The 20,673-nt window shown below is 73.5% G+C and carries 18 protein-coding genes and 1 tRNA gene; 9 read left to right on the forward strand and 10 right to left on the reverse strand.

Annotated elements, in window-relative coordinates; translation table 11 throughout:
* Window positions 1-140: 140 nt before the first annotated feature.
* The 3 genes from ACIGZJ_RS28600 to ACIGZJ_RS28610 all read right to left on the reverse strand — a co-directional run bounded on the left by ACIGZJ_RS28600 (window position 141) and on the right by ACIGZJ_RS28610 (window position 3,064).
* Window positions 141-1,511 (reverse strand): hypothetical protein, encoded by a 1,371-nt coding sequence (locus ACIGZJ_RS28600; RefSeq protein ID WP_396459949.1) that lies wholly within the window; start codon window positions 1,509-1,511, stop codon window positions 141-143.
* A gap of 142 nt (window positions 1,512-1,653) precedes the next feature.
* The gene (locus tag ACIGZJ_RS28605; protein WP_396459950.1) at window positions 1,654-2,424 is read right to left on the reverse strand and encodes a lysophospholipid acyltransferase family protein; all 771 of its coding nucleotides are present in this window, start codon (window positions 2,422-2,424) and stop codon (window positions 1,654-1,656) included.
* 214 nt (window positions 2,425-2,638) lie between these two features.
* The gene (locus ACIGZJ_RS28610; RefSeq protein WP_396459951.1) at window positions 2,639-3,064 is read right to left on the reverse strand and encodes a DUF4395 domain-containing protein; all 426 of its coding nucleotides are present in this window, start codon (window positions 3,062-3,064) and stop codon (window positions 2,639-2,641) included.
* A 229-nt stretch (window positions 3,065-3,293) separates the two neighbouring features.
* On the opposite strand from ACIGZJ_RS28610, the gene ACIGZJ_RS28615 reads away from it, so the two are divergent.
* From ACIGZJ_RS28615 to ACIGZJ_RS28635, 5 genes are all read left to right on the forward strand, one after another.
* Window positions 3,294-3,707, forward strand: coding sequence for a thioredoxin family protein (locus ACIGZJ_RS28615; RefSeq protein ID WP_396459952.1), 414 nt, complete (start codon window positions 3,294-3,296; stop codon window positions 3,705-3,707).
* A gap of 392 nt (window positions 3,708-4,099) precedes the next feature.
* Window positions 4,100-4,885 carry an electron transfer flavoprotein subunit beta/FixA family protein gene (locus ACIGZJ_RS28620; RefSeq protein WP_396458414.1) on the forward strand — a complete coding sequence of 262 codons (786 nt, stop codon included), beginning with the start codon at window positions 4,100-4,102 and terminating at the stop codon, window positions 4,883-4,885.
* A gap of 45 nt (window positions 4,886-4,930) precedes the next feature.
* The gene (locus ACIGZJ_RS28625) at window positions 4,931-5,893 is read left to right on the forward strand and encodes an electron transfer flavoprotein subunit alpha/FixB family protein (protein WP_396459953.1); all 963 of its coding nucleotides are present in this window, start codon (window positions 4,931-4,933) and stop codon (window positions 5,891-5,893) included.
* A 226-nt stretch (window positions 5,894-6,119) separates the two neighbouring features.
* Complete coding sequence (locus ACIGZJ_RS28630) at window positions 6,120-7,541, forward strand: acyl-CoA synthetase (RefSeq protein ID WP_396459954.1); 1,422 nt, start codon at window positions 6,120-6,122, stop codon at window positions 7,539-7,541.
* Between the two features lie 277 nt (window positions 7,542-7,818).
* Window positions 7,819-8,733 carry a C40 family peptidase gene (locus tag ACIGZJ_RS28635; RefSeq protein WP_396459955.1) on the forward strand — a complete coding sequence of 305 codons (915 nt, stop codon included), beginning with the start codon at window positions 7,819-7,821 and terminating at the stop codon, window positions 8,731-8,733.
* Between the two features lie 94 nt (window positions 8,734-8,827).
* On the opposite strand, the gene ACIGZJ_RS28640 is transcribed toward ACIGZJ_RS28635, so the two are convergent.
* Both ACIGZJ_RS28640 and ACIGZJ_RS28645 read right to left on the reverse strand, forming a co-directional pair.
* A complete protein-coding gene (locus ACIGZJ_RS28640; protein WP_396459956.1) occupies window positions 8,828-9,745 on the reverse strand; it encodes a ribokinase in 918 nt (305 codons plus the stop codon).
* Between the two features lie 142 nt (window positions 9,746-9,887).
* The gene (locus tag ACIGZJ_RS28645) at window positions 9,888-10,793 is read right to left on the reverse strand and encodes an alpha/beta fold hydrolase (RefSeq protein ID WP_396459957.1); all 906 of its coding nucleotides are present in this window, start codon (window positions 10,791-10,793) and stop codon (window positions 9,888-9,890) included.
* Between the two features lie 74 nt (window positions 10,794-10,867).
* On the opposite strand from ACIGZJ_RS28645, the gene ACIGZJ_RS28650 reads away from it, so the two are divergent.
* Window positions 10,868-11,473, forward strand: coding sequence for a TetR/AcrR family transcriptional regulator (locus tag ACIGZJ_RS28650; protein WP_396459958.1), 606 nt, complete (start codon window positions 10,868-10,870; stop codon window positions 11,471-11,473).
* A 97-nt stretch (window positions 11,474-11,570) separates the two neighbouring features.
* Here the strand turns inward: ACIGZJ_RS28650 and ACIGZJ_RS28655 are convergent.
* The 3 genes from ACIGZJ_RS28655 to ACIGZJ_RS28665 form a co-directional block, all read right to left on the reverse strand.
* Window positions 11,571-11,644, reverse strand: a tRNA-Arg gene (locus tag ACIGZJ_RS28655).
* A gap of 365 nt (window positions 11,645-12,009) precedes the next feature.
* Window positions 12,010-12,663, reverse strand: a complete 654-nt coding sequence (locus tag ACIGZJ_RS28660; RefSeq protein ID WP_396459959.1) for a class I SAM-dependent DNA methyltransferase — start codon at window positions 12,661-12,663, stop codon at window positions 12,010-12,012.
* Between the two features lie 89 nt (window positions 12,664-12,752).
* Complete coding sequence (locus ACIGZJ_RS28665) at window positions 12,753-12,971, reverse strand: hypothetical protein (protein ID WP_396459960.1); 219 nt, start codon at window positions 12,969-12,971, stop codon at window positions 12,753-12,755.
* Between the two features lie 459 nt (window positions 12,972-13,430).
* On the opposite strand from ACIGZJ_RS28665, the gene ACIGZJ_RS28670 reads away from it, so the two are divergent.
* Together ACIGZJ_RS28670 and ACIGZJ_RS28675 are read left to right on the forward strand one after the other, a co-directional pair.
* Window positions 13,431-14,498, forward strand: a complete 1,068-nt coding sequence (locus tag ACIGZJ_RS28670; protein WP_396459961.1) for an NUDIX domain-containing protein — start codon at window positions 13,431-13,433, stop codon at window positions 14,496-14,498.
* Between the two features lie 88 nt (window positions 14,499-14,586).
* The gene (locus tag ACIGZJ_RS28675; RefSeq protein WP_396459963.1) at window positions 14,587-15,414 is read left to right on the forward strand and encodes a DUF4184 family protein; all 828 of its coding nucleotides are present in this window, start codon (window positions 14,587-14,589) and stop codon (window positions 15,412-15,414) included.
* Here ACIGZJ_RS28675 and ACIGZJ_RS28680 read toward each other — a convergent pair.
* Window positions 15,390-16,757, reverse strand: a complete 1,368-nt coding sequence (locus ACIGZJ_RS28680; RefSeq protein ID WP_396459964.1) for a dipeptidase — start codon at window positions 16,755-16,757, stop codon at window positions 15,390-15,392. The two genes, ACIGZJ_RS28675 and ACIGZJ_RS28680, sit on opposite strands and share 25 nt — an antisense overlap.
* A 171-nt stretch (window positions 16,758-16,928) precedes the next feature.
* Here ACIGZJ_RS28680 and ACIGZJ_RS28685 point away from each other — a divergent pair, with 171 nt between their 5' ends.
* Window positions 16,929-18,215: a geranylgeranyl reductase family protein gene (locus ACIGZJ_RS28685; protein ID WP_396459965.1), complete on the forward strand. Its 1,287-nt coding sequence runs from the start codon at window positions 16,929-16,931 to the stop codon at window positions 18,213-18,215.
* 164 nt (window positions 18,216-18,379) lie between these two features.
* Here ACIGZJ_RS28685 and ACIGZJ_RS28690 read toward each other — a convergent pair whose 3' ends face one another.
* Complete coding sequence (locus ACIGZJ_RS28690) at window positions 18,380-20,650, reverse strand: glycosyl hydrolase family 18 protein (protein WP_396459966.1); 2,271 nt, start codon at window positions 20,648-20,650, stop codon at window positions 18,380-18,382.
* Between the last annotated feature and the right edge of the window lie 23 nt (window positions 20,651-20,673).

The raw sequence follows: 20,673 nt of genomic DNA on the forward strand, positions 1-20,673 counted from the left end.
GGTACTGCAGGGGGGACCCTGTGGGAGAGTAGGACGCCGCCGAACAATCATTCCAAAGAACCCCCACCCGATTTCGGGTGGGGGTTCTTTGCGTTCCAGGGCGATGAAAGAGGCCCTTTGCAGGGCCCTTTCCCTGCGGGCTATTCCTCCGGCTCCGTCGTCGCCTGGCCCGAAGGCGCCGGCTCCGTCGCCGCCGGGGCAGCGGGCGAAGGATCCGAAGGCGCGGACTCCGACGGCGCAGGCTCCGACGGCGTGGGCGACGAAGGTGCTGCGGGTGCCGCAGGCATCGCGGCCGCCGTGGGTGTCGCGGGCGCGGTGGGCGTTGCGGGGTCCGCCGGCGAGGTCGGAGCCGCCCTGCCCCAGGCGGGGCGGCTCTCCCAGCGGTCGGGGGTGTTGGTGAGAGGAGTGACGTTACTGCCGTCGCTCCCCATGACGTAGAGGTCGGCGTTCCCGTCCGCGGGGGCCTGGGCGAAGACGATGGACCTGCCGTCCGGTGCGTACGAGGCGAGGCCGTAGAAGACGCCGGACGGGCCGGGGGTGAGCGCGCCGATGGCGGTGCCGTCGGCGTGCATGGTGTAGATGCCGCCGCCGGGGGTGAACTCGGGCCCCGCCGGGAAGGTGGTGAAAACGATCTGGGTGCCGTCCGGTGACCAGCCGGCGCGCTCGCCGGCGCGGAGCTCCCAGGGGGTGAGCTGGCGCAGACCGGTGCCGTCGGCGTTGACCGTGAAGATGGCCCGGCCGTTGGCGGGCTGGCCGCTGGCGCTGGTGCGGTACTCGAAGGCCAGCTGCTTGCCGTCGGGGGACCAGCTGGGGCTGGTGACCTGGCCGGAGTAGGGCTTGTCGTTGGTGAGGAAGGTGAGTCGCTGGACGCTGGTGCCGTCCGGGCCCATCACGTAGATGTCGGAGTACTGCGCCTGCCCGGTCGCGGGGTCGAGCGAGCCCCAGGAGCGGTTGAAGGCGAGCAGCTTGCCGTCGGGCGAGAACGCGGGGTGGCTCTCCTGCTCGTTGACGCAGTCGGCGGCGCCCTCCTCGCAGAGCGGGCCGAGCTGGTGGGCGCCCTCGCCGTCCGGGCCGGCGAGCCAGACCCGTGCCGAGGCGGTGCCGGCGGTGGACCGGTCGAAGGCGATGGTGGCGCCGTCGGGGGACCAGTCGGGGTTGTCGTCGCGCGCGCCCTGGGGAGGCTGGGTGAGCTGGTGCTCGTTGGTGCCGTCGGGCCCGATCGTGAGGATGGCGCTGGCGTTGCGCCGGGTGTCGAGGAAGATCCGACTGGCGATCGACCCGTTGCGGGCGGTGGTGGCTGCGGCATCACCGGCCGGGGCGCTCGGCGCGGAGGCCGGGGCGATCACGGCTTCGGGGGTGGGGGTCGCCGTGGGCGGGTCCGCCCGGATCTCGCTGAGCGGGATCTCGCCGGGCTCGGCGCCGCACCCGCTCAGCAGCGATCCTGCGATCAGCGCGCCCGCACAGGCGCAGGCACGGGCAGCGGTCGTGAGCGTCAGCCGTTTGCCGGTCATCCGCGTGTCAACTCCGTATCCGACTCAGGAGGCCCCCGGGGAAGCTGTCACTGTGTCAGATCGGAAGCGCGGGTGACCGGGCGACACGCGACGGTGCGCGGTCGCTCGGTCACACGGAGTACGGCGTGTCGGCGGGCGCCGGCTACTTGCCGGCGGCGCGGCGCTCGGCCTTCGCGGCGTTCTCCGCCTCGTCCTCGGCCTCGGCCACCTCCAGGGTGGGGGCCGTGCCGCCGAGCTGGGCGGGCAGCCACCAGCTGTCCTCCGGCCCGGAGGGCTTGCCGGGGTAGTCGCGCTGGGCGCGGTCGAGCATCTCGCTCATCGCGGCCCGCAGCCGGCGGGTGACCATCACGGGCTTGTCGGTGGGGGCCAGCTCGATCGGCTCGCCGATCATGATGGTGACGGGGACGTGGCGCTTGGTCAGGGTCTTGGGGCGGCCCTTGGTCCAGAGCTGCTGGGTGCCCCAGAGGATGACGGGCAGCAGGGGCGCGCCGGCGTCGGCGGCCATCCGGGCGGCGCCGGTCTTGAACTTCTTCAGCATGAAGGAGCGGCTGATGGTCGCCTCGGGGAACACCCCGACCACCTCGCCGGCCCGCAGGGCGGCCACGGCGGCCTCGTAGGCGGGCTGGCCGTCGGCGCGGTCGACCGGGATGTGCTTCATGCCGCGCATCAGCGGGCCGGAGACACCGTGCTTGAAGACGTCGTCCTTGGCCATGAACCGGGTCTTGCGCTTGCCGCCGCGGTAGGCGCCGAGGCCGGCGAAGAGGAAGTCGAGGTAGCTGATGTGATTGCTCACCAGCACCGCTCCGCCCTTGGCGGGGATGTTCTCGGCGCCGACGATCTTGATCCGCACGTCGAGCGCGCGGAAGACGGTCAGCGCTGCACCGATCACCGGCGGGTACACGAACTCTGCCACGGTCAGTCCTGACTTCCACGGGCGGGTGGGCCCGGTACGGCGGGACCCGTGCCGTACGTGGGGGCCGACCGAAGGCGCGGCACGCCGCGGCGGCCACGGGTGATACACGGAGATGATCCCCCGAACGAGTGCCCGCTGTCACCTGAGGCGGGCCGTCAAGCGAAATATCAGCCGGTGATCATGTGATGAACGCGGTGGGTGCCGGCGGGGTCGCTCAGGTGGTCGCGTCCAGCCGGCCCCGGGCGCGGCGGAGCAGCAGGTACGTCTCGCAGCCGAGGCAGTAGCCGAAGGCGGCGTTGAGGAAGGCCGCGGCGAGGGCGACGGCGGTGGCGAGCAGGCCAAGCCAGGTCACCCCGGCGACGTAGCCGAGCGTGCCGACGGCGGCGAAGACCAGGCCCACGCCCTGGGCGAAGCGGGGCGGGCGCTCGTCCTCGGTCTCGGTCGGCGGCGCGAGACGGGGGCGGATCAGTCGGCGGTACAGCAGTCCGTACGGGGAGTAGCGCAGCCCGGCGATGGCACCGAGGGCGAAGACGGCGGCCTGCAGGGCGAGCAGGACGCCGCTGCCGCTGATCAGGGCGGCGGCGAGGACGAGGGTGGTGAGCACGGCGGCGAAACGCGGGCCGCGGGGGTCGATCTGCACGGGGGCTCCGGAGGTGGGGGCGCGGCGGGGCGGGCGGCGGGGCGCGTCAGCGACAGCGCGAGGCCGTGGCCCGGCACAGGTCGACCACCAGGCGGGCGGTCAGCAGCGGCTGTGCGGGGCGGTCGGAGTCCACCCGGCGATGCTACGCGGCCCGGGCCCGGTGGTCGACCTTCCGGTCGGGGCCGGGCTGCTTGTCGGTGGCCGGTGGGGCTGGCGCAGACTGGTGGGCATGACCGGGTTGGTGGTGTGCGCTGCCGTGCTCGCGGTGGCGAGTGCGTTCGGGCTGCTGCGGGCCCGGCGTGACGGGAGGATGAGGGTGCGGACGAAGGACGGGGCGGTACGGCTGTCGGAGGCCGAGCTCGGTACGGGACTGGGCGAGCGGGCCACGCTGGTGCAGTTCTCGACCGCCTTCTGCCAGCCCTGCCGGGCCACCCGCCGGGTGCTGGGCGAGGTCGCGGGCATGGTCGACGGTGTGGTGCACGTCGAGCTGGACGCCGAGGCGCAGCTGGAGCTGGTCCGCCGGCTGGAGATCCTGCGGACGCCGACCGTGCTGGTGCTGGACGCGGGCGGCCGGGTGGTGCGGCGGGCGGCCGGTCTGCCGCGGCGGGCGGATGTGATCGCGGCCCTGGGCGAGGCGGTCTGACCCGGACCCCGCGCCGGGTGCGTGGGGGGCGGCTCGCGACGGCCGGGTCCCGGCCGGGCAGCGGTGGCGGCAAATCTCACAGGGGATGTGCCGCGCAGTCAGGGGGTAGCGGCAGCGGGCTGGGGCAGGATGGGCGGGGACGGCAGTGCAGCCGTCCCGCCGCTCCCGCCCGGCCCGGGCCCCCTGGTCGTCGCGGGTGCCGTGCGGGGCGTTCGGACGGGCCCGGCAGCGTAAGCTACTGGCCAGTAGTGACCCTTGGAATACTGGCGAGTATGCTGCCAGGAAGTTCCGGACCGGCACGGGAACACGCTGCCCGGAGCGGGTGCGTGCCGAGTTCGCGCCCGCTTGCACAGCCGCAGCCGCCGGACGAGACCAGTACAGGAGACAAGGCCGTGAGCTTGAGGATCGTTGTCTGTGTGAAGCACGTGCCGGACGCGACGGGTGACCGTCGTTTCGCGGACGATCTCACCACTGACCGGGAGGGTGTGGACGGCCTTCTGTCGGAGCTGGACGAGTACGGCGTGGAGCAGGCGCTGCGGATCGCGGAGGCGAACGAGGGCGCCGAGGTCACGGTGCTGACGGTCGGCCCGGACGATGCGAAGGACGCGCTGCGCAAGGCGCTGTCGATGGGCGCGGACAAGGCGGTGCACGTCAACGACGACGACATCCACGGCAGTGATGTGATCGGGACGTCGGCGGTGCTGGCGAAGGCGCTGGAGCAGACCGGGTTCGACCTGGTGATCGGCGGGATGGCGTCGACGGACGGCACGATGGGTGTGCTGCCGGCGCTGCTGGCGGAGCGGCTGGGTGTGCCGCAGGTGACGCTGCTGTCCGAGGTGTCGGTGGAGGGCGGTGTGGTCCGCGGTCGCCGGGACGGCGACGCGGCGACCGAGCTGGTGGAGGCCGCGCTGCCGGCGGTGGTCTCGGTGACGGACCAGTCGGGTGAGGCCCGGTACCCGTCGTTCAAGGGGATCATGGCGGCGAAGAAGAAGCCGGTCGTGTCGCTGGACCTGGACGACCTGGGGATCGAGGCGGACGAGGTCGGCCTGGCGGGTGCGTGGACGGCGGTGGAGTCGGCGACGGCGCGCCCGGCGCGTACCGCGGGCACGGTCGTCAAGGACGAGGGCGAGGGCGGCCGACAGCTCGCCGCGTACCTCGCCGAGCAGAAGTTCATCTAATCCCACCCGTACGGGCATCCAACGATCGATCAGGAGCAACGAATCATGGCTGAGATCCTGGTTCTCGTGGACCACGCCGACGGTGTGGTCCGCAAGCCGGCCCTCGAACTGCTGACCCTGGCCCGCCGGATCGGCGAGCCCTCGGCCGTCGTCCTGGGCGCCGGTTCGGCCGCCGCCGACATCGCCGCCAAGGCCGCCGAGTTCGGCGCGGCCAAGGTCTACGTCGCCGACGGCGCCGAGTTCACCGACCAGCTGGTCGTCCCCAAGGTCGACGCGCTGACCCAGATCGCCAAGGCCGCCGACACCGGCGCCGTCCTGGTCACCTCCTCCGGCGAGGGCAAGGAGATCGCGGCCCGCGTCGCGCTGCGCCTGGGCTCCGGCATCATCACCGACGCCGTCGACCTGGAGGCCGGCGACGGCGGCCCGGTCGCCACCCAGTCGGTGTTCGCCGCGTCCTTCCAGGTGAAGTCCAAGGTCTCGCGCGGTGTGCCGGTCATCACGGTCAAGCCGAACGCCGTCGCCCCCGAGGCCGCCGCGGCCGCCGGTGCGGTGGAGAACGTCGCCGTGGCCTTCACCGGCAACGCCGCCACCGTCACCTCCCGCACCCCGCGCGTCTCCAGCGGCCGCCCCGAGCTGACCGAGGCCGCCATCGTGGTCTCCGGCGGCCGCGGCGTCGGTGCCGCCGAGGGCTTCGGCGTGGTCGAGGACCTCGCGGACGCGCTCGGCGCGGCCGTCGGCGCCTCGCGTGCCGCCGTGGACGCCGGCTGGTACCCGCACAGCAACCAGGTCGGCCAGACCGGCAAGCAGGTCTCCCCGCAGCTCTACGTCGCGGCGGGCATCTCCGGTGCCATCCAGCACCGGGCCGGCATGCAGACCTCGAAGACCATCGTGGCCGTCAACAAGGACCCGGAGGCCCCGATCTTCGAGCTGGTCGACTACGGCGTGGTCGGCGACCTGTTCGCCGTCCTGCCGCAGCTCACCGACGAGGTGAAGAGCCGCAAGGGCTGAGTGTGAGCGCATAGCGCCGACGCGCAGCGAGGAGGGCGTGGCACCGGGTACCCGGTGCCACGCCCTTCGGCGTCTGCCGGTGCCGCCGGGGAGGCCTCGCCGTGGCTGCCCGGACGGCGTCCGCGGGGGCGCCGCCGGTGGTGCGCGGCCGCCTCGGGCGGGGTCGGGGCTGGCCGTAGAGTCGGCCGCAGACCGGATATCGCAAGCGACGGTGAGGGCAGAGGGCATGACACTGTTGACGGCACTTCAGGGCGGCTTCGGGGACTCCGGTGACGCGCTGCGGATCGATGGAAGGGCGCTGTCACGCGAAGGGCTGCTCGGCGCGGCGACCGCCGTGGCCGACCGGGTGGCCGGCGCCCCCGCGCTGGCCGTACTCGCCCGGCCCACCGCGGAGACCGTGGTCGCCGTGGTCGGCGGGCTGCTGGCCGGCGTGCCCGTGGTGCCGCTGCCGCCCGACTCCGGGCCCAAGGAGCGCGCCCACATCCTGCGGGACTCGGGCGCGGCCCTGCTCGCCCACGCGGCGACGGACCCGCAGGCGCCGGACGCCGGGCTGCCGGCCCTCCCGGTCGACCTGGCGGAGCGCTCCGCCACCACGTACGGCGAGCCCGATCCGGACGCCACCGCCTTCGTGCTCTACACCTCGGGCACCACCGGCGCGCCCAAGGGGGCGGTGATCCGCCGTGCCGCCGTCGCCGCGGACCTGGACGCGCTGGCCGCCGCCTGGCAGTGGACCGCCGAGGACACCCTCGCGCACGGACTGCCGCTGTTCCACGTCCACGGCCTGGTGCTCGGCGTGCTCGGCGCCCTGCGCACCGGCAGCCGACTGGTGCACACCGGCCGCCCCACCCCGGCCGGGTACGCGGCCGCCGGGGGGAGCCTGTACTTCGGGGTGCCGACGGTCTGGTCCCGGCTGGCCGCCGACCCGGAGGCCGCCGGACGGCTGTCCGCCGCCCGGCTGCTGGTGTCCGGCAGCGCCCCGCTGCCCGTCCCCGTCTTCGAGAAGCTGGCCGCGCTGACCGGACACGCGCCGATCGAGCGGTACGGGATGACCGAGTCGCTGATCACCGTCAGCACCCGGGCGGCGGGGGAGCGCCGCCCCGGCAGCGTCGGACTGCCGCTGGACGGGGTGCGGACCAGGCTGGTCGGCGAGGACGGCGGGCCCGTTCCGCACGACGGGGAGAGCGTCGGCGAACTCCAGGTCTCCGGGCCCACCCTGTTCACCGGCTACCTCAACCGGCCGGACGCCGACGCCGAGTGCTGGACGGCGGACGGCTGGTTCCGGACCGGGGACGTCGCGGTGATCGGGGAGGACGGCTTCCACCGGATCGTCGGCCGGGCCTCGGTCGACCTGATCAAGAGCGGCGGGTACCGGATCGGCGCCGGCGAGGTGGAGGCCGCGCTGCGTGACCACCCGTCGGTCGCGGACGCCGCCGTGGTCGGCGTGCCCGACGAGGACCTCGGGCAGGCGGTCGTGGCGTACGTCGTCCCCGACGGCCCGGTGACGGGGGAACAGCTGACGGTCTTTGTGGCGGAGCGGCTCTCCGTCCACAAGCGGCCGCGCCGGGTGGTGCTGGTCGCCGAACTGCCCAGGAACGCCATGGGGAAGGTGCTGAAGAAGCAGTTGCCGGCGGAGTCGGCGCAGGGGTGACGAGGGGTCATCCGGTGATGGTCGCTCACCTTCCGTGAACCCTTCCTTTGGCGCACTCCACTGCGCGCCGTGAGCGGACGCGTGCCTAACGTGACACGCAGGCAGAACCGAACCCCTGGGTGAGTTGCCGCGGCTTCCGGTCGCAGGACCGGAAGCCGCGGCATGTCGGCCGGGGAACGTGTGCCTTTCCCGTTCAGCGTTCCGTGGCATGACTGCGGCGCCGCCAGACCCGGCGGAGTCCGCAGGGCCCGCGGAGTCAGCAAAGGAAGACAGCAGGATGACGACCGTCAACACCGGCGCACCGAGTGCCGCCGACGACCCGACCGGGCAGACCGCCGCCACCACCGACGGGCCGGCGAAGCCCGTCCGCAGCTCCCGGGCGGCGCGGGTCCGCCGGGGGATAGGCATGGTGGCCGTGATCGTGGCCGGAGCCGGCGTGATCGGCCTCGGCACCGGCGTGGGCAGTGCGGCCGCCGAGCCCGCGCCGGCCCACGCCGGCTGGGACGGTTCGCGGTACTGGTTCCAGAACAGCCAGGGGCAGTGGCGCTGGACCACGCACTACGACGTCTACCAGGCCCGGACGGGGGGCGGCTCCTCCTCGTCCACCGCCGTCTCCACCGCCCCCGCCTCCTCCAGGGGCATCACGCAGGGCTGGGACGGTTCGCGGTACTGGTTCCAGAACAGCCAGGGGCAGTGGCGCTGGACCACGCACTACGACGTCTACCTGGACCGGACCGGGGGCGGGTCCTCCTCCGGTTCCTCGTCCAGCTCCTCCTCCGGCTCGTCCGCGGGCTCCGACGCGTCCTCGGACTCGGCGCCGGCGGCCGACGGCGACGTCGAGACGGCCGTGCAGTTCGCGCTCGCCCAGCTCGGCAAGCCGTTCAGGACGGCCGGCAACGGTCCGGACGGCTACGACTGCTCGGGCCTGGTCCAGCAGTCGTTCCGGCGCGGCGGCATCGACCTGCCGCGGGTGGCGAACGACCAGTACGCGGCCACCACCCCGGTCCGCGCCAGCCAGCTGGAGCGCGGCGACCTGCTCTTCTGGTCGGACGACGGCAGCGCGCGGGGCATCCACCACGTGGCGATCTACCTCGGCGACAACCAGTACGTGGAGGCCGCCCGGCCCGGTACCAACATCCGGGTCTCGCGGATCAGCAGCGGGTACTACCCCACGCACATGGGGCGGCCCTGACCGCGTCCTCGGGTTGTGCTGCGGTCCCGCACGGGGTGTCGGTCACCCTGTGCGGGACCGGCCGCGTTGTGGGGTGGGCGAGGGTGCGGGATGGTCAGGGGGTGCGCGGGTGCCGGACGTCGGCGGGGGTGGGCAGCGCGCCTCGGGCGCCCAGGGCGGTGACGGCGAAGGCGCCGGCTCCCACGGCGGTGGCGACCGCCTCGGCCAGGGGGACGCCGCGGGCGAGTTCGGCGGCCAGCGCGCCGCAGAAGACGTCGCCGGCGCCGGTCGTGTCGACCACGGTCACGCGCGGGGCGGGGACGCGGCTCGTCCGACCCCCGCGGCCGCCCTCGGCGACGAGGGCGCCCTCGCCGCCGAGCGTGACCACGGCGCCGTCGCCGAGCGCGGCCAGGGCCTCGGCGACGGCCGTACCGGTCGTACCGCCAGCGGCTGCTGCGGTGTTCGCGCCGGTCAGCTGGTGTGCCTCGACGGTGTTGGCGACGATCAGAGGGCGGCGGCCCACCAGGGTGGGGAGCGTTCCGGCCGGGGCGGCGTTGTGGACCCAGCGGGTGCCGGCGGGCAGTGCCGCGGCGGCGGCCCGGACGCAGTCCGCAGGCACCTCACCGCTGGTGAGCAGCACGTCGGCGGGGGTCAGCCGGAGGGCGGCGAGGGCCTCGGTGACCTCCGCCGGGCTCAGACGGGCGTTCGCCCCCGGGACGACGACGATGCTGTTCTCGCCGTGGGGGTCGACCATGACGACGGCCTGGCCGGTGGGTGCCGCCGGATCGGTGAGCACCGTGTCGGCGCCGACCCGGGCGTTCCGCAGGTCGGCGAGCGCCTCGGCCCCGTCGGTGTCCGCGCCGACCTTCGCCACCAGGTGGGTGGGCGCTCCCATGGTGGCGGCTGCGACGGCCTGATTGGCGCCCTTGCCCCCGAATCCCCGGGTGGCGGAGACGGCCAGCACGGTTTCGCCGGGGGCGGGCAGGACGGGGCAGCGCAGGATCCGGTCGGTGTTCACGGAGCCGATGGCCACGACTCGGCCCTGGTCACGGGGGGAAGGTGGGTTCACCTCTCCTGTCTATACGGTGCGACCCGCGTGGTGCGACCCGTGCGGGAACGGGGTGGCGCGTGGGAAGTCGGCCGGTCCGACTTCCCACGCGCGCGGCTCGGCGAGGTCACTCGGTGCGGGTGGGTGCGGGCCGGAGGGCGGTGACGAACCGCAGGAGGCGTTCGTTGACCAGCTCGGGACGTTCGAGGTTGAGGCCGTGGCCGGCCCGCCGGACGATCTCGGCCTGGACGTCCGGGATCAGCGCGGTGACGCGCTTCAGCGCGTGGTGCGGCCGGAGGAGGGCGCTGCGGCGTCCGAGCAGGACGAGGACGGGCAGCCGGATCGAGCCCAGTTCCTCGTCGGTGAACGGCCTGGCCGCCGGGCGGGAGTTCGGCTTGTAGGTCCGCATGCCCAGCATCAGCGGGGCGATCATCTCGGGCGGTGAGCTGAGGGCGGGGTTGGCGAGCAGGCGTCCCAGTGCGGGTCGCAGCGCGCGCGGGGCGAGCATGGCGAACAGCCCGCCGATCATGTGGGCGTAGAACCGTGCGGGGACCTTCTCGACCCCGCCCGGGTCCAGCGGTGCGATCGACGCGAGGCGCTCGGGTGCGTGGACGGCCTGGTTGAGGGCCAGCCATCCGCCGTAGGACACGCCGACCAGGTGGACGCGCTCCAGCCCGAGCCCGGCGAGGACCTCGCCGAGCCAGGCCGCGTTCTCCGCTGAGCCGGCCGCGACGGCGCGCTGCACGCTGCGGCCGGGGTCGTCGAGGGTGTCGATCGCGTAGACCGGGTGGTTCTCGCCGAGGGCGGCGACCTGCGGGTACCAGTTGGAGGCATGGCCGGCGTGGCCGTGCAGGAGCACCACCGGCTCACCGGTTCGGGCCCCGTAGCGGTGGACGTGGACGGTGCCGTAGGCGGTCTCGACGTCCAGTTCCTCGCGCGGGTCCGGCCACAGCTCCATGGCACGGTCGTACGCCGCGAGGAACTTCCCGCGGGCTTCCTCGCTGACGAAACGTCCGACGCTCGTCCTGGTCATGGGCCCCTCCTGACACGCGAAACAGCAGGACTTGATGGTATGTTTGTACCATAAAAACGTTCGGAGGGAACCTGATGCCGAAGCTGGTGGACCACGAGGAGCGGCGGGCCCAGATCATCGACGCCCTGCTCCGCGCGGCGGCGGACACCGGGCTGCACGCCGTCACCATGCGGTCCGTCGCCGTCGAGGCGGGCGTCTCGGTGCGGCTCGTGCAGTACTACTTCGACACCAAGGAGCAGCTGCTGCTCGCCGCGATGAACCGCCTGACGGCGCGCATGGGCGAGCGGGTCCGCGACCGGGCGAGGAGGGCCGGCTCCGCACCCACGCCGCGCGACATCGTCGAAGCGGTCCTGCTCGAAGCCGTGCCCACCGACGAGGAGAGCCGGACCTTCCACCTCGTCCACACCGAGTACGCGGTGCTCTCCGTCACCGATCCCGCCCTCGGCGGCCAGGCGTTCCTCGCGGCGCCCGACGAGATGGAGGGGTTCCTCGCCGACCGGCTCGCCGCCGCCCAGCAGGCCGGGGACGCCGATCCGCGAATGGACGCCCGCCGGGAGGCCGCCGTCCTCCTGTCCGTCTCGGCCGGCCTCGGCCTGAGCGTCCTGCTCGGCCAACGCGGAGCGGACGACGCGACCGCCACCCTGCACTACCACCTCGGCCGGCTCTTCCCCGGCTCGTAGGCCTCCTCGCCGGGGTGGGTCCGCAACTCCTCACCCGGTACGGGGAGGGCCTCGCGGTCGGAGTACGGGCGCAGCCGGCCCGCCGGTCCGTGTTTCGCAGACTCGGCAGGATTCGAACCTGCGCGCCCCGACGCGCAGCCGGGAGCCCTGGCCAACCGGGCTTACGAGCCGACCGCCCCGCTCCGGGCTGTCGCCCTGGTCGACCGCGGCCAACTGCGATCCGAGGCAGGTCGCGTGCGCCGGTCCTGGGAGACGACCGGCGTGCTGGTCGACGGGTTTTGCGGTCGAGCAGACCGGCCGCCACATCCGCCGCGCGACGCGATCCCCGCTGCCCGACCAGTCGCCGGGGCTCCCCGGCGTTCTCGGGCTTGCCCGGGTGGCGCACCCGGGCAAGCCCGGAGGCCACTGGCGAACGGGGATGTGCCGGTCGGAGGGGAGTGCCCGGGGATGCCGGCGCGGGAGTGTCGTCAGCCTGCGGGTGCGGGCTGCCGTGCCAAGAGCGGCCGGAACCTGCAGGGTGAGTCGAACTGCGGAACCTACTGGGTGTCAGGCTGGCGGTGTGCGAAGAGAATTCCCCCGAGCGGGCTCTCCGCCGAGCTGAGAGTCATCTGTGCCTCGACGGTGAAGCCGGCGTCGTTGAGCCGGGCTGCGACTTGGTCAGGCCGGCGGCGATGGACGTAGATCTTCATGGGGTGACCGCCGTACCCCTGCGTCTTCAACCGCGACTCATCGCCGACGTGGAAGCCGAGCAGCAGCGGGCCGCCGGGCCGCAACACCCGCCGGAAGTGCGTGAAGACCGGGCCGATCTCGTCGTCGGGGACGTGGATCAGCGAGTACCAGGCGACCAGGCCGGCCATCGAGGCGTCGGCGAGGTCGAGGTCCGTCATGGAACCGACCTCGAACCGTAGACCGGGGTGATCGCGCCGGGCCACCTCGATCATCGCGGGCGACAGGTCGATCCCGAACGTGTCCACGCCCAGCTCGCGCAGGTGGGCCGTGATCCTCCCCGACCCGCATCCCACGTCCGCAACCGGCCCGCCGCCGGTGGTCTGCACGCGATCGGCGAACAGCTTCAGGGCCGCGCGTTCGTAGGGCGTTTGGTCCAGGAGGTCGCGCACCTGGTCCGCATAGCTGGTGGCGACGGTGTCGTAGGACGTGCGGGTGTCTGCCAACCAGCCTTCGGTGTTCACAGCCTGACACCGTAGTCCATGACCAAGGTGCGCCCACCGCGACCACGGCCCGGGAGAGCCGCCGTCCGGCGTCGGCCTCTGGGCCCGGCTCATGCCGGGAGCGAGCACACCTCACCGATCGCGGCGAGCAGTTCGAACGGGAACTCGCGATCCGCCTGGCCGATGGTCAGTGCGAGCCATCGGTCGGAGGGCGGCGGCTGCCACAGCCGCATGCCGACAGCGACGTTGCACAGGAGTCCGAGCGGCTTGGGAGCCGTGAACTCGGGGTCTGGATTGTCGAACCCGAGATACGGCCACAGATCGACCACCGTGGGGCTGCCCCGACGGGCGGTCAGAACGGCAGCCAGCGCATCAAGATCGGCCTCCAGCCCCTTCTCGGCCGCCTCGACGATCTCATTGCCGCGGATGCCCTATCACCTCCAGGCCATCTGTAGACCGGTCTACATATTCTACCGGGAGGCGACTCCTCGTGGTGTAGCCGGGTGACTGCGGCTTGAGCGGGGCTCCGGTGCGGCTCCGGGGTCACTGCTCGTGGGGGAGGGGGAGCCGGTCGGGACGGTGGCCTGCTCGGGTGGGGGATCGGTGGGTGGGGGTCTGATCTGGGCACATGCCGCTGTCAAGGGGCGGGGTGAGGTCCGGCGGGTGGGGGCCATGGGAAGGTATGGGGACCGGCGCGGCGGGGGTACCACCTCGGGTGGCGCTGGTTCGACTGACGGGGGCGCCGCCCGGTGCGAACGGCATCGGGGGAGTCGAGGACAGGGGACGTTGTGATCGTTTGGGTCAATGGCACGTTCGGGGCGGGCAAGACGAGTGCCTGTCGCGAGTTGGTGGAACTGCTGCCCGGGAGCATGCTGTTCGACCCCGAGCTGGTGGGCTTCGGGTTGCGCGGGATGTTGCCCGCCGACCGGTTGGCCGCGGTGTCCGACTTCCAGGACCTGCCGGCCTGGCGCAGGCTCGTCCCCGAGACGGCGGCCGCCCTGCTCGGCGAAGTCCCGGGGCCGCTGGTCGTCCCGATGACCCTGCTCCGGGAGGACTACCGGGACGAGATCTTCGGTTCGCTCGCCTCCCAGGGCATCGCGGTGCATCACCTCGTCCTGGACCCTGGAGAAACGATCCTGCGCGAGCGGATAGCCCAGCGCGACGAGTGCCCGGACGATCCGGAGCGCAGTGAGAGAGTCCGGCAGTGGTGCCTGGAGCACCTCCCCCGCTACCGGGCCGCCCGGCGCTGGCTCGGGCGGGACGCGCGGCTGCTCGACACCGGGGGCCTCACCCCGCACGAGACGGCCGTCCGGATCGCGGAGCTGGTCCGGGACGGATCCGCCCGCTGCCCCATCGTCCAGACCCCCGATCCCACCGGTGACACCGTCGCCGCCGCGGTCCTGTTCTTCGACGAGCAGGACCGGGTGCTGCTGGTCGACCCGGTGTACAAACCGGACTGGGAGTTCCCCGGCGGGGTGGTCGAGCGCGGCGAGGCACCCACCGACGCCGCCCTGCGGGAGACCGCCGAGGAGCTGGGCCTGCGGCTGGAGCCGACCGCGCTGCGCCTGCTCGCCGTCGACTGGGAGCCGCGGACCGGCCCGCGCCGCGGCGGCCTGAGGCTGGTCTACGACGGCGGTCTGCTGGACACGACCGCCCGGCAGGGCCTGCTGCTCCAGCAGGAGGAGCTGCGCGGCTGGCGCTTCGTCGACCTGGACGAGGCCGCGGGGCTGCTGCCGCCCGGCCGGTACCGCCGACTGGCGGCCGCCCTGGAGGCCCGGCGGTCCGGCGAGCTGCGGTACCTGGAGGCGGGCCGCCGGGTCGCCCTCGGGCTGACCCGGGCGGCGGACGCGGCGTAGGGGCAGGCGGCGCACGGGCGCTGGACGGCGCACCGGGCACGGCCTACCGGGCGGCGGCGGCCTCGGGCGGCTGGGGCAGGATAAGGGCATGCCCTTCACCTTCAGCCACCCGGCCGCCGTCCTGCCCCTGCTGCGCCTGGCCGGGGAGCGCGGGCCGCTGGTGGCCTCGGCGCTGGTCGCCGGGTCGATGGCGCCGGACGTGCCGTTCTTCGCCGAGTCGCTGCTGCCCGGGGCCTACGGGCACGGCGGGCTGACCCACCGTTGGTGGGCGGTCCCGACGGTGGACGTGGCGATCGCCGGTGCACTGGTGGCCGGCTGGCACGGACTGCTGCGCGGGCCGCTGGTCGCCCTGCTCCCCGAGCGGTGGGCGGGGCCGGCCGAGGCGTTGACCGCCCCGCGCGGCGGTGGCGGTGGCGGCGCGGCCTGGTTCGCGGCGTCCGCCGCCGTCGGCGCGGCCACCCACGTCGGCTGGGACGCCTTCACTCATGAGGGCCGGCTCGGGGTCTCCCTACTGCCCGTCCTGGAGCACGAGGTGGCCGGGCTGCCGCTCTACACCGCACTGCAGTACGGCAGTTCGGCGCTGGCCCTGGCGGCGCTGGCCGGGTACGCCGGGCGGGTGGTCCGGGCCACCGAGCCCGTGCGGCCCGAGCTGCGGCTTCCGCCCCGGGTGCGGCGGGCCGCCGTCGCGGCGCGGGGCGCGGCGCCGGCGGCCGGGGTGGTGCACCGGCTGGTGCCCCTGAAGCGCAACCTGATCCCGGAGTTCTGCTTCGGGGCCGGCGCGGGCCTCGCGGTCGGCGCGGCGGCCTATGCGGTGGCCGCGCAGGTCTGGCGGCGCGGTGGCCGCCGGACCGAGGGGGCGGTGCCGGTCGGGAAGGCGGCTCGGAAGGCGGTTCAGACCGAGCGGAGCTCCGCGTAGCGGCGCAGGAACAGCGCCTCGGTCAGGGCCATCCGCTCCAGCTCCTGCGGGTCCACGCTCTCGTTGACCGCGTGGATCTGGGTGGTCGGGTCCTCGACGCCGATCAGGACGATCTCGGCCTGCGGGTAGAGCGAGCGCAGCGTGTTGCAGAGCGGGATCGAGCCGCCCTCGCCGGAGGCGACCATCGGGGTGCCGAAGGCCTGTTCCATGGCCTCGCCCATCGCCTCGTAGGCCGGTCCGGAGGTGTCGGCGCTGAACGGGGCGCCGTTGCCCTGCCGCTCGATCCGGATCTGCGCGCCGAACGGCACCTGGGCCTCCAGGTGCGCGACCAGCGCCTCCTGGGCGGCCGCGGTGTCGGTGCCCGGCGGCACCCGCAGGCTGACCAGCGCCTTGGCGGAGGCCTGGACGGAGGAGGTGGCGCCGATCACCGGCGGGGCGTCGATGCCGAGGACGGTGACGGCCGGGCGGGCCCAGAGCCGGTCGGCGATGGTGCCGGTGCCGGTGAGCCGGACGCCGTCCAGCACCTTGGCGTCGGCGCGGAACTGCTCGTCGGTGTACTGCACACCGGTCCAGCTCTGGTCGTTCACCAGCCCGGCCACCGCGACGTCCCCGTGCTCGTCGTGCAGCGAGGCCAGCACCTTGACCAGGGCCTGCAGGGCGTCCGGGGCGGCGCCGCCGAACGCGCCGGAGTGCAGGTTCCCGGCGAGCGTGGTGATCGTCACCTCGACCGTCGTCATGCCGCGCAGCGAGGCGGTGACGGTCGGCAGGCCGGGGGCGAAGTTGCCGGTGTCGCCGATGATGATCGCATCGGCGGTGAGCAGCTCGGGGTGCGCCTCGGCGTACTGCTCCAGGCCGCCGGTGCCCTGCTCCTCCGAGCCCTCCACGATGATCTTCAGGCTGACGGGGTAGGCGTCCCCGTACACCTGGCGCAGCGCCCGAAGGGCCGTCAGGTGCATCAGGATGTTGCCCTTGCAGTCGGCGGCGCCGCGGCCGTACCAGCGGCCGTCGCGCTCGGTCAGCTCGAAGGCGGGGCTCAGCCAGCCCTTCTCGTCGAGCGGCGGCTGGACGTCGTAGTGGGAGTAGAGCAGCACGGTCGGCGCGCCCTCGGGGCCGGCCAGTTCGGCGTAGACGGACTGCGTGCCGTCGGGGGTGTCCAGCAGCTGCACGTTGGTCAGGCCCTCGGCGGTGAAGGCGTCGGCGACCCAGTGGGCGGCCTTGCGGCACTCCTCGACCGGGAACTGGCGCGGGTCGGCGACCGAGGGGAAGGCGACCAGTTCGGCGAGGTCGGTGCGGGCACGGTCCATCAGGGACCGGACGGCGTCGGCCAGGGGCTGCTGTGGCATCAGGGCGCTCCGAGGGGGCTGGTTCGTCCGAGCAGGATGGTTCGGCCGAACGGGACTGCGGGGTTGCCCACGATCATAGGCCGAGTCGAACGGGTGGACCGGGGAGTCGGCCGGGAGTTCGGGGGTGGTGCTGCGGCGGGCAGCCGGGTGGGGCGCATAGGATTGCTCGACGTGACTGACTCCGGTAGCTCCGATTCCCGTAGCCCGCTCGACGCCGAGGCGTCCGGAAGCCCGTCCGAGCCGCAGGGCGGGCCGCAGCACGAGCCGCAGCCCGGGTCCGACCGGCTCGACGGTGTCTGGGACGTCGTCGTGGTCGGCGCCGGGCCGGCGGGGGCCTCGGCCGCGTACGCCGCCGCCGCGCAGGGCAGACGCGTCCTGCTCCTCGACAAGGCCGAACACCCCCGCTACAAGACCTGCGGCGGCGGCATCATCGGCCCGTCCCGGGACAGCCTGCCGCCGGACTTCCGGCTTCCCCTGCAGGACCGCGTGCATGCCGTCACCTTCGCGTACCGCGGGCGGTTCACCCGTACGCGGCGCTCGAAGCGGATGCTGTTCGGTCTGGTCAACCGGGACGAGTTCGACCTGCGCCTGGTGCAGGCGGCCAAGCAGGCGGGTGCGGTGCTGGTCACCGGAGTGACCGTCACCGGGGTGGAGCAGCAGGGCGGCGAGCACCGGACGGCCGTCGTCACCGCCGCCGACGGGCGCACCTTCGAGGCGCGCGCGGTGGTCGGCGCGGACGGCAGTGCCAGCCGGATCGGCCGGCACGTCGGGGTCTCCTTCGACCAGATCGACCTCGGCCTGGAGGCCGAGATCCCGGTGCCGCCGCAGGTCGCCGCGGACTGGGCGGGCCGGATCCACCTGGACTGGGGCCCGCTGCCCGGCAGTTACGGCTGGGTGTTCCCGAAGACCGAGTCCGCGAGCCTGACCGTCGGCGTCATCTCGGCGCGCGGCGACGGCGAGCGGACCAAGCAGTACCTGGCCGACTACATCCGCCGCCTGGGCCTGTCCGGGTTCACGCCGAGCGTGGAGTCCGGGCACCTGACCCGTTGCCGGGCCGAGGACTCGCCGCTCTCCCGTGGCCGGGTGCTGGTGGCCGGCGACGCGGCCGGCCTGCTGGAGCCGTGGACCCGCGAGGGCATCTCGTACGCGCTGCGCTCGGGCCGGCTGGCCGGCGAGTGGGCGGTCAAGGTGGCCGAGGCGGGCAACGCGGCCGGGGTGCGGCGCGAGGCGCTGAACTACGCCTTCGCGATCAAGGCCGGGCTGGGCGTGGAGATGCGGGCCGGCAAGCAGATGCTGGCGGCCTTCGAGCGCCGGCCGTACCTGTTCCACGCCGCCGTCTGCCTGGTCGACCCGGCCTGGCGGGCCTTCGCCCGCACCACCCAGGGCCACACCACCTTCGCGCAGGTGCTGCGCCAGTACCGGGCCGCCCGCCGACTGGCGGCGATCGCCTCGCGGTAGCGGTAGCGGCTGCCGCGGTCCGCGGAGAGGCCCCGAACGGTCAGGTCCGGACAGGACCTGACCGTTCGGGGCCTCGGTGTCGGGTGCGCCCGCGTGGTGCTCGGGTGGCTCGGGCGGCTGTGGGCCGGCGCTCGCGCCCGGCCGCTTCCGGGTTGTGCGGGCGGCTACTTCAGACCGGCGTCGAGCGCGGTGATCAGGGTGCCGGTCGGGGTGTCGCCGGACATCTCCCAGATCATCGAGCCGAGCAGGTTCTTCGACTTGAGGTAGGCCGTCTTCTGGGCGATCGACCAGGTGTCGTCGAAGGTCCACCACTGGCCGCCGGCGCCGGTGTAGCCGTAGGTGGAGATGGACTGGGTGTCGTGGCGGACGGTCAGGTTGGGGAAGGTGGTGATGAGGTTGTTGTACCCGCGGGTGCCGGCCTCCTCGGCGAACTGGCCGGGGGCCGCCCCGGTCGCCGACTGCCACTCGCCCGACGCGCCGCCGTCGGCGACGCCCTGCCAGCCGCGGCCGTAGAACGGGAAGCCGATGGTGAGCTTGCGCGGGTTGACCCCGGCGCCCAGGTAGGCCTGGACGGCGGCGTCCACGCTGAAGTGGAAGTTGTACGGGTCCTGGGTGTCGGCGTAGAGGTTGGCCTGGTGGCCGGTCTTGTTGGGCTCCCACGAGTTGTCGCTGCCGGCGCCGTGGAAGTCGTAGCCCTGGACGTTGGCGATGTCCAGGTAGTTGAAGATCCTGGAGAGGTCCCAGCCCTGGTTGATCTTGACCGGGTCGGCCGGGGTGAAGGCGGTCAGCAGCTTGTGCGAGCCGCCGAGGGCGTCCAACTGCTTGCGGAACTCGGCGAGCAGGGCGGTCAGGTTGGCCTTGTCGTTGGCGCTGTAGTGGTTGCCGGCGTGGCCGTCGCCGGAGCCGGGCCACTCCCAGTCGAGGTCGATGCCGTCGAAGATGCCGGCCGCCACGCCGTCGCCGCCGGCGCCGTTGTACAGCGGCAGGTTGCCCTTGATCCAGACGTCGATGCAGGACTTGACGAGCTTCTGCCGGGAGGCGTCGGTGGCGGCGGCGTCGGAGAAGTACTTGGAGTACGTCCAGCCGCCGAGCGAGACGACCACCTTCAGGTTCGGGTACTTGGCCTTGAGCTTCTTCAACTGGTTGAGGTTGCCGCGCAGTTTGCCCCAGCCGTCGTCGGCCACGCCGTCCACGGACTGGGCGGCGCTCATCGGGCGGGCGTAGTCGGCGTCGGCGTCGCCCGCGCCGGTGCCCTGGTCCGGGTCCTGAGGGTCGGCGGTGGTGCCCTTGGTGACGCCGGCCAGGCAGGTCAGGTTGACCGGATCGATGTTCTCGAAGGCGTAGTTGATGACGTCGAGCTTGGCGGCGCTGCCCGAGGTGTCGAGGTTCTTGACGAAGTACTGGCGGCCGTAGATGCCCCACTGGGTGAAGTACCCGACCCGGGCGTACTTGCCGGCGCCGACCAGGTCGGAGGTGGTCACGGCGAGCGGCGCGGAGGCGGGCGAGGCGTTGTCGGCGCCGTCCCTGGCCTTCACGGTGAAGGTGTAGGACGTCGACGGCGAGAGGCCGTTGACGGCCGCGGTCAGGGTGGAGCCGGTGACCGTCCGGACCAGGGCGGCGCCCTGGTAGACGTCGTAGGCGGCGACCTTGAGGTTGTCGGTGGCGGCGTTCCAGGCCAGCGTCACGTCGGAGGAACCGACCGCCGTGGTGCGGAGGTTGGTGGGTGCGGTGGGCGGGACGGGGTCGGTGGCCGGGTCGAAGGTCGAGGCGGTCACCGGCGCGCTCGCCGGGCCGGCGTTGCCCCGGGTGTCCTTGGCGCGCACGGTCAGGGTGTAGGAGGTGGCGGATGCGAGCCCGGTGACCAGCACGTCGGTGGTCGCGCTGGTGGCCACCACGGTCGAGCCGTTCAGCACCTCGTAGGAGGCGACCGGGAAGTCCCCGCCGGTGGCGGCCGACCACTTCAGGGCGAGGCTGTGCGCGGTCGAGTCGGTCACCGCCGGGGTGCCGGGCGCGGACGGCAGGACGTCCGAACTCCCGTCGCACTTGTCCCCGTTGATCCGGCAGCCGGTGGGGGTGGCGATCGGGCCGTTGGCGACGAACCAGAAGCTGTACGGCTCGGTGCTGCCGTGGGCGGGGACGTTCGCGTTGTAGAAGGCGTTGGCGGCGGTGACGTGCCGGCCGCTGACCGTCGCGGTGCCGTTGTAGCTGCTGGCGATGGTGACGCCGGTCGGCAGGTCGAACTCCAGGGTCCAGCCGGAGACGGCCGCGGCGTTGTCGTTGTGGACGATGAAGGTGCCCTTCCACCAGGAGCCGTTGTCGGCGGTGGTGAAGGTGGCGGTGAGCTTGCCGGCCGCGTTCGCCGGGGTGGCCAGCACGGTGAGCGCGGCCAGCGGCAGGAGCAGGACGGAGAGCAGCGCCAGCAGTCTGCTGCGCATGCGCGGGCGGTGGGCCCGCGGAC

Source organism: Kitasatospora sp. NPDC052868 (assembly GCF_044547105.1).
Classification (GTDB): domain Bacteria; phylum Actinomycetota; class Actinomycetes; order Streptomycetales; family Streptomycetaceae; genus Kitasatospora.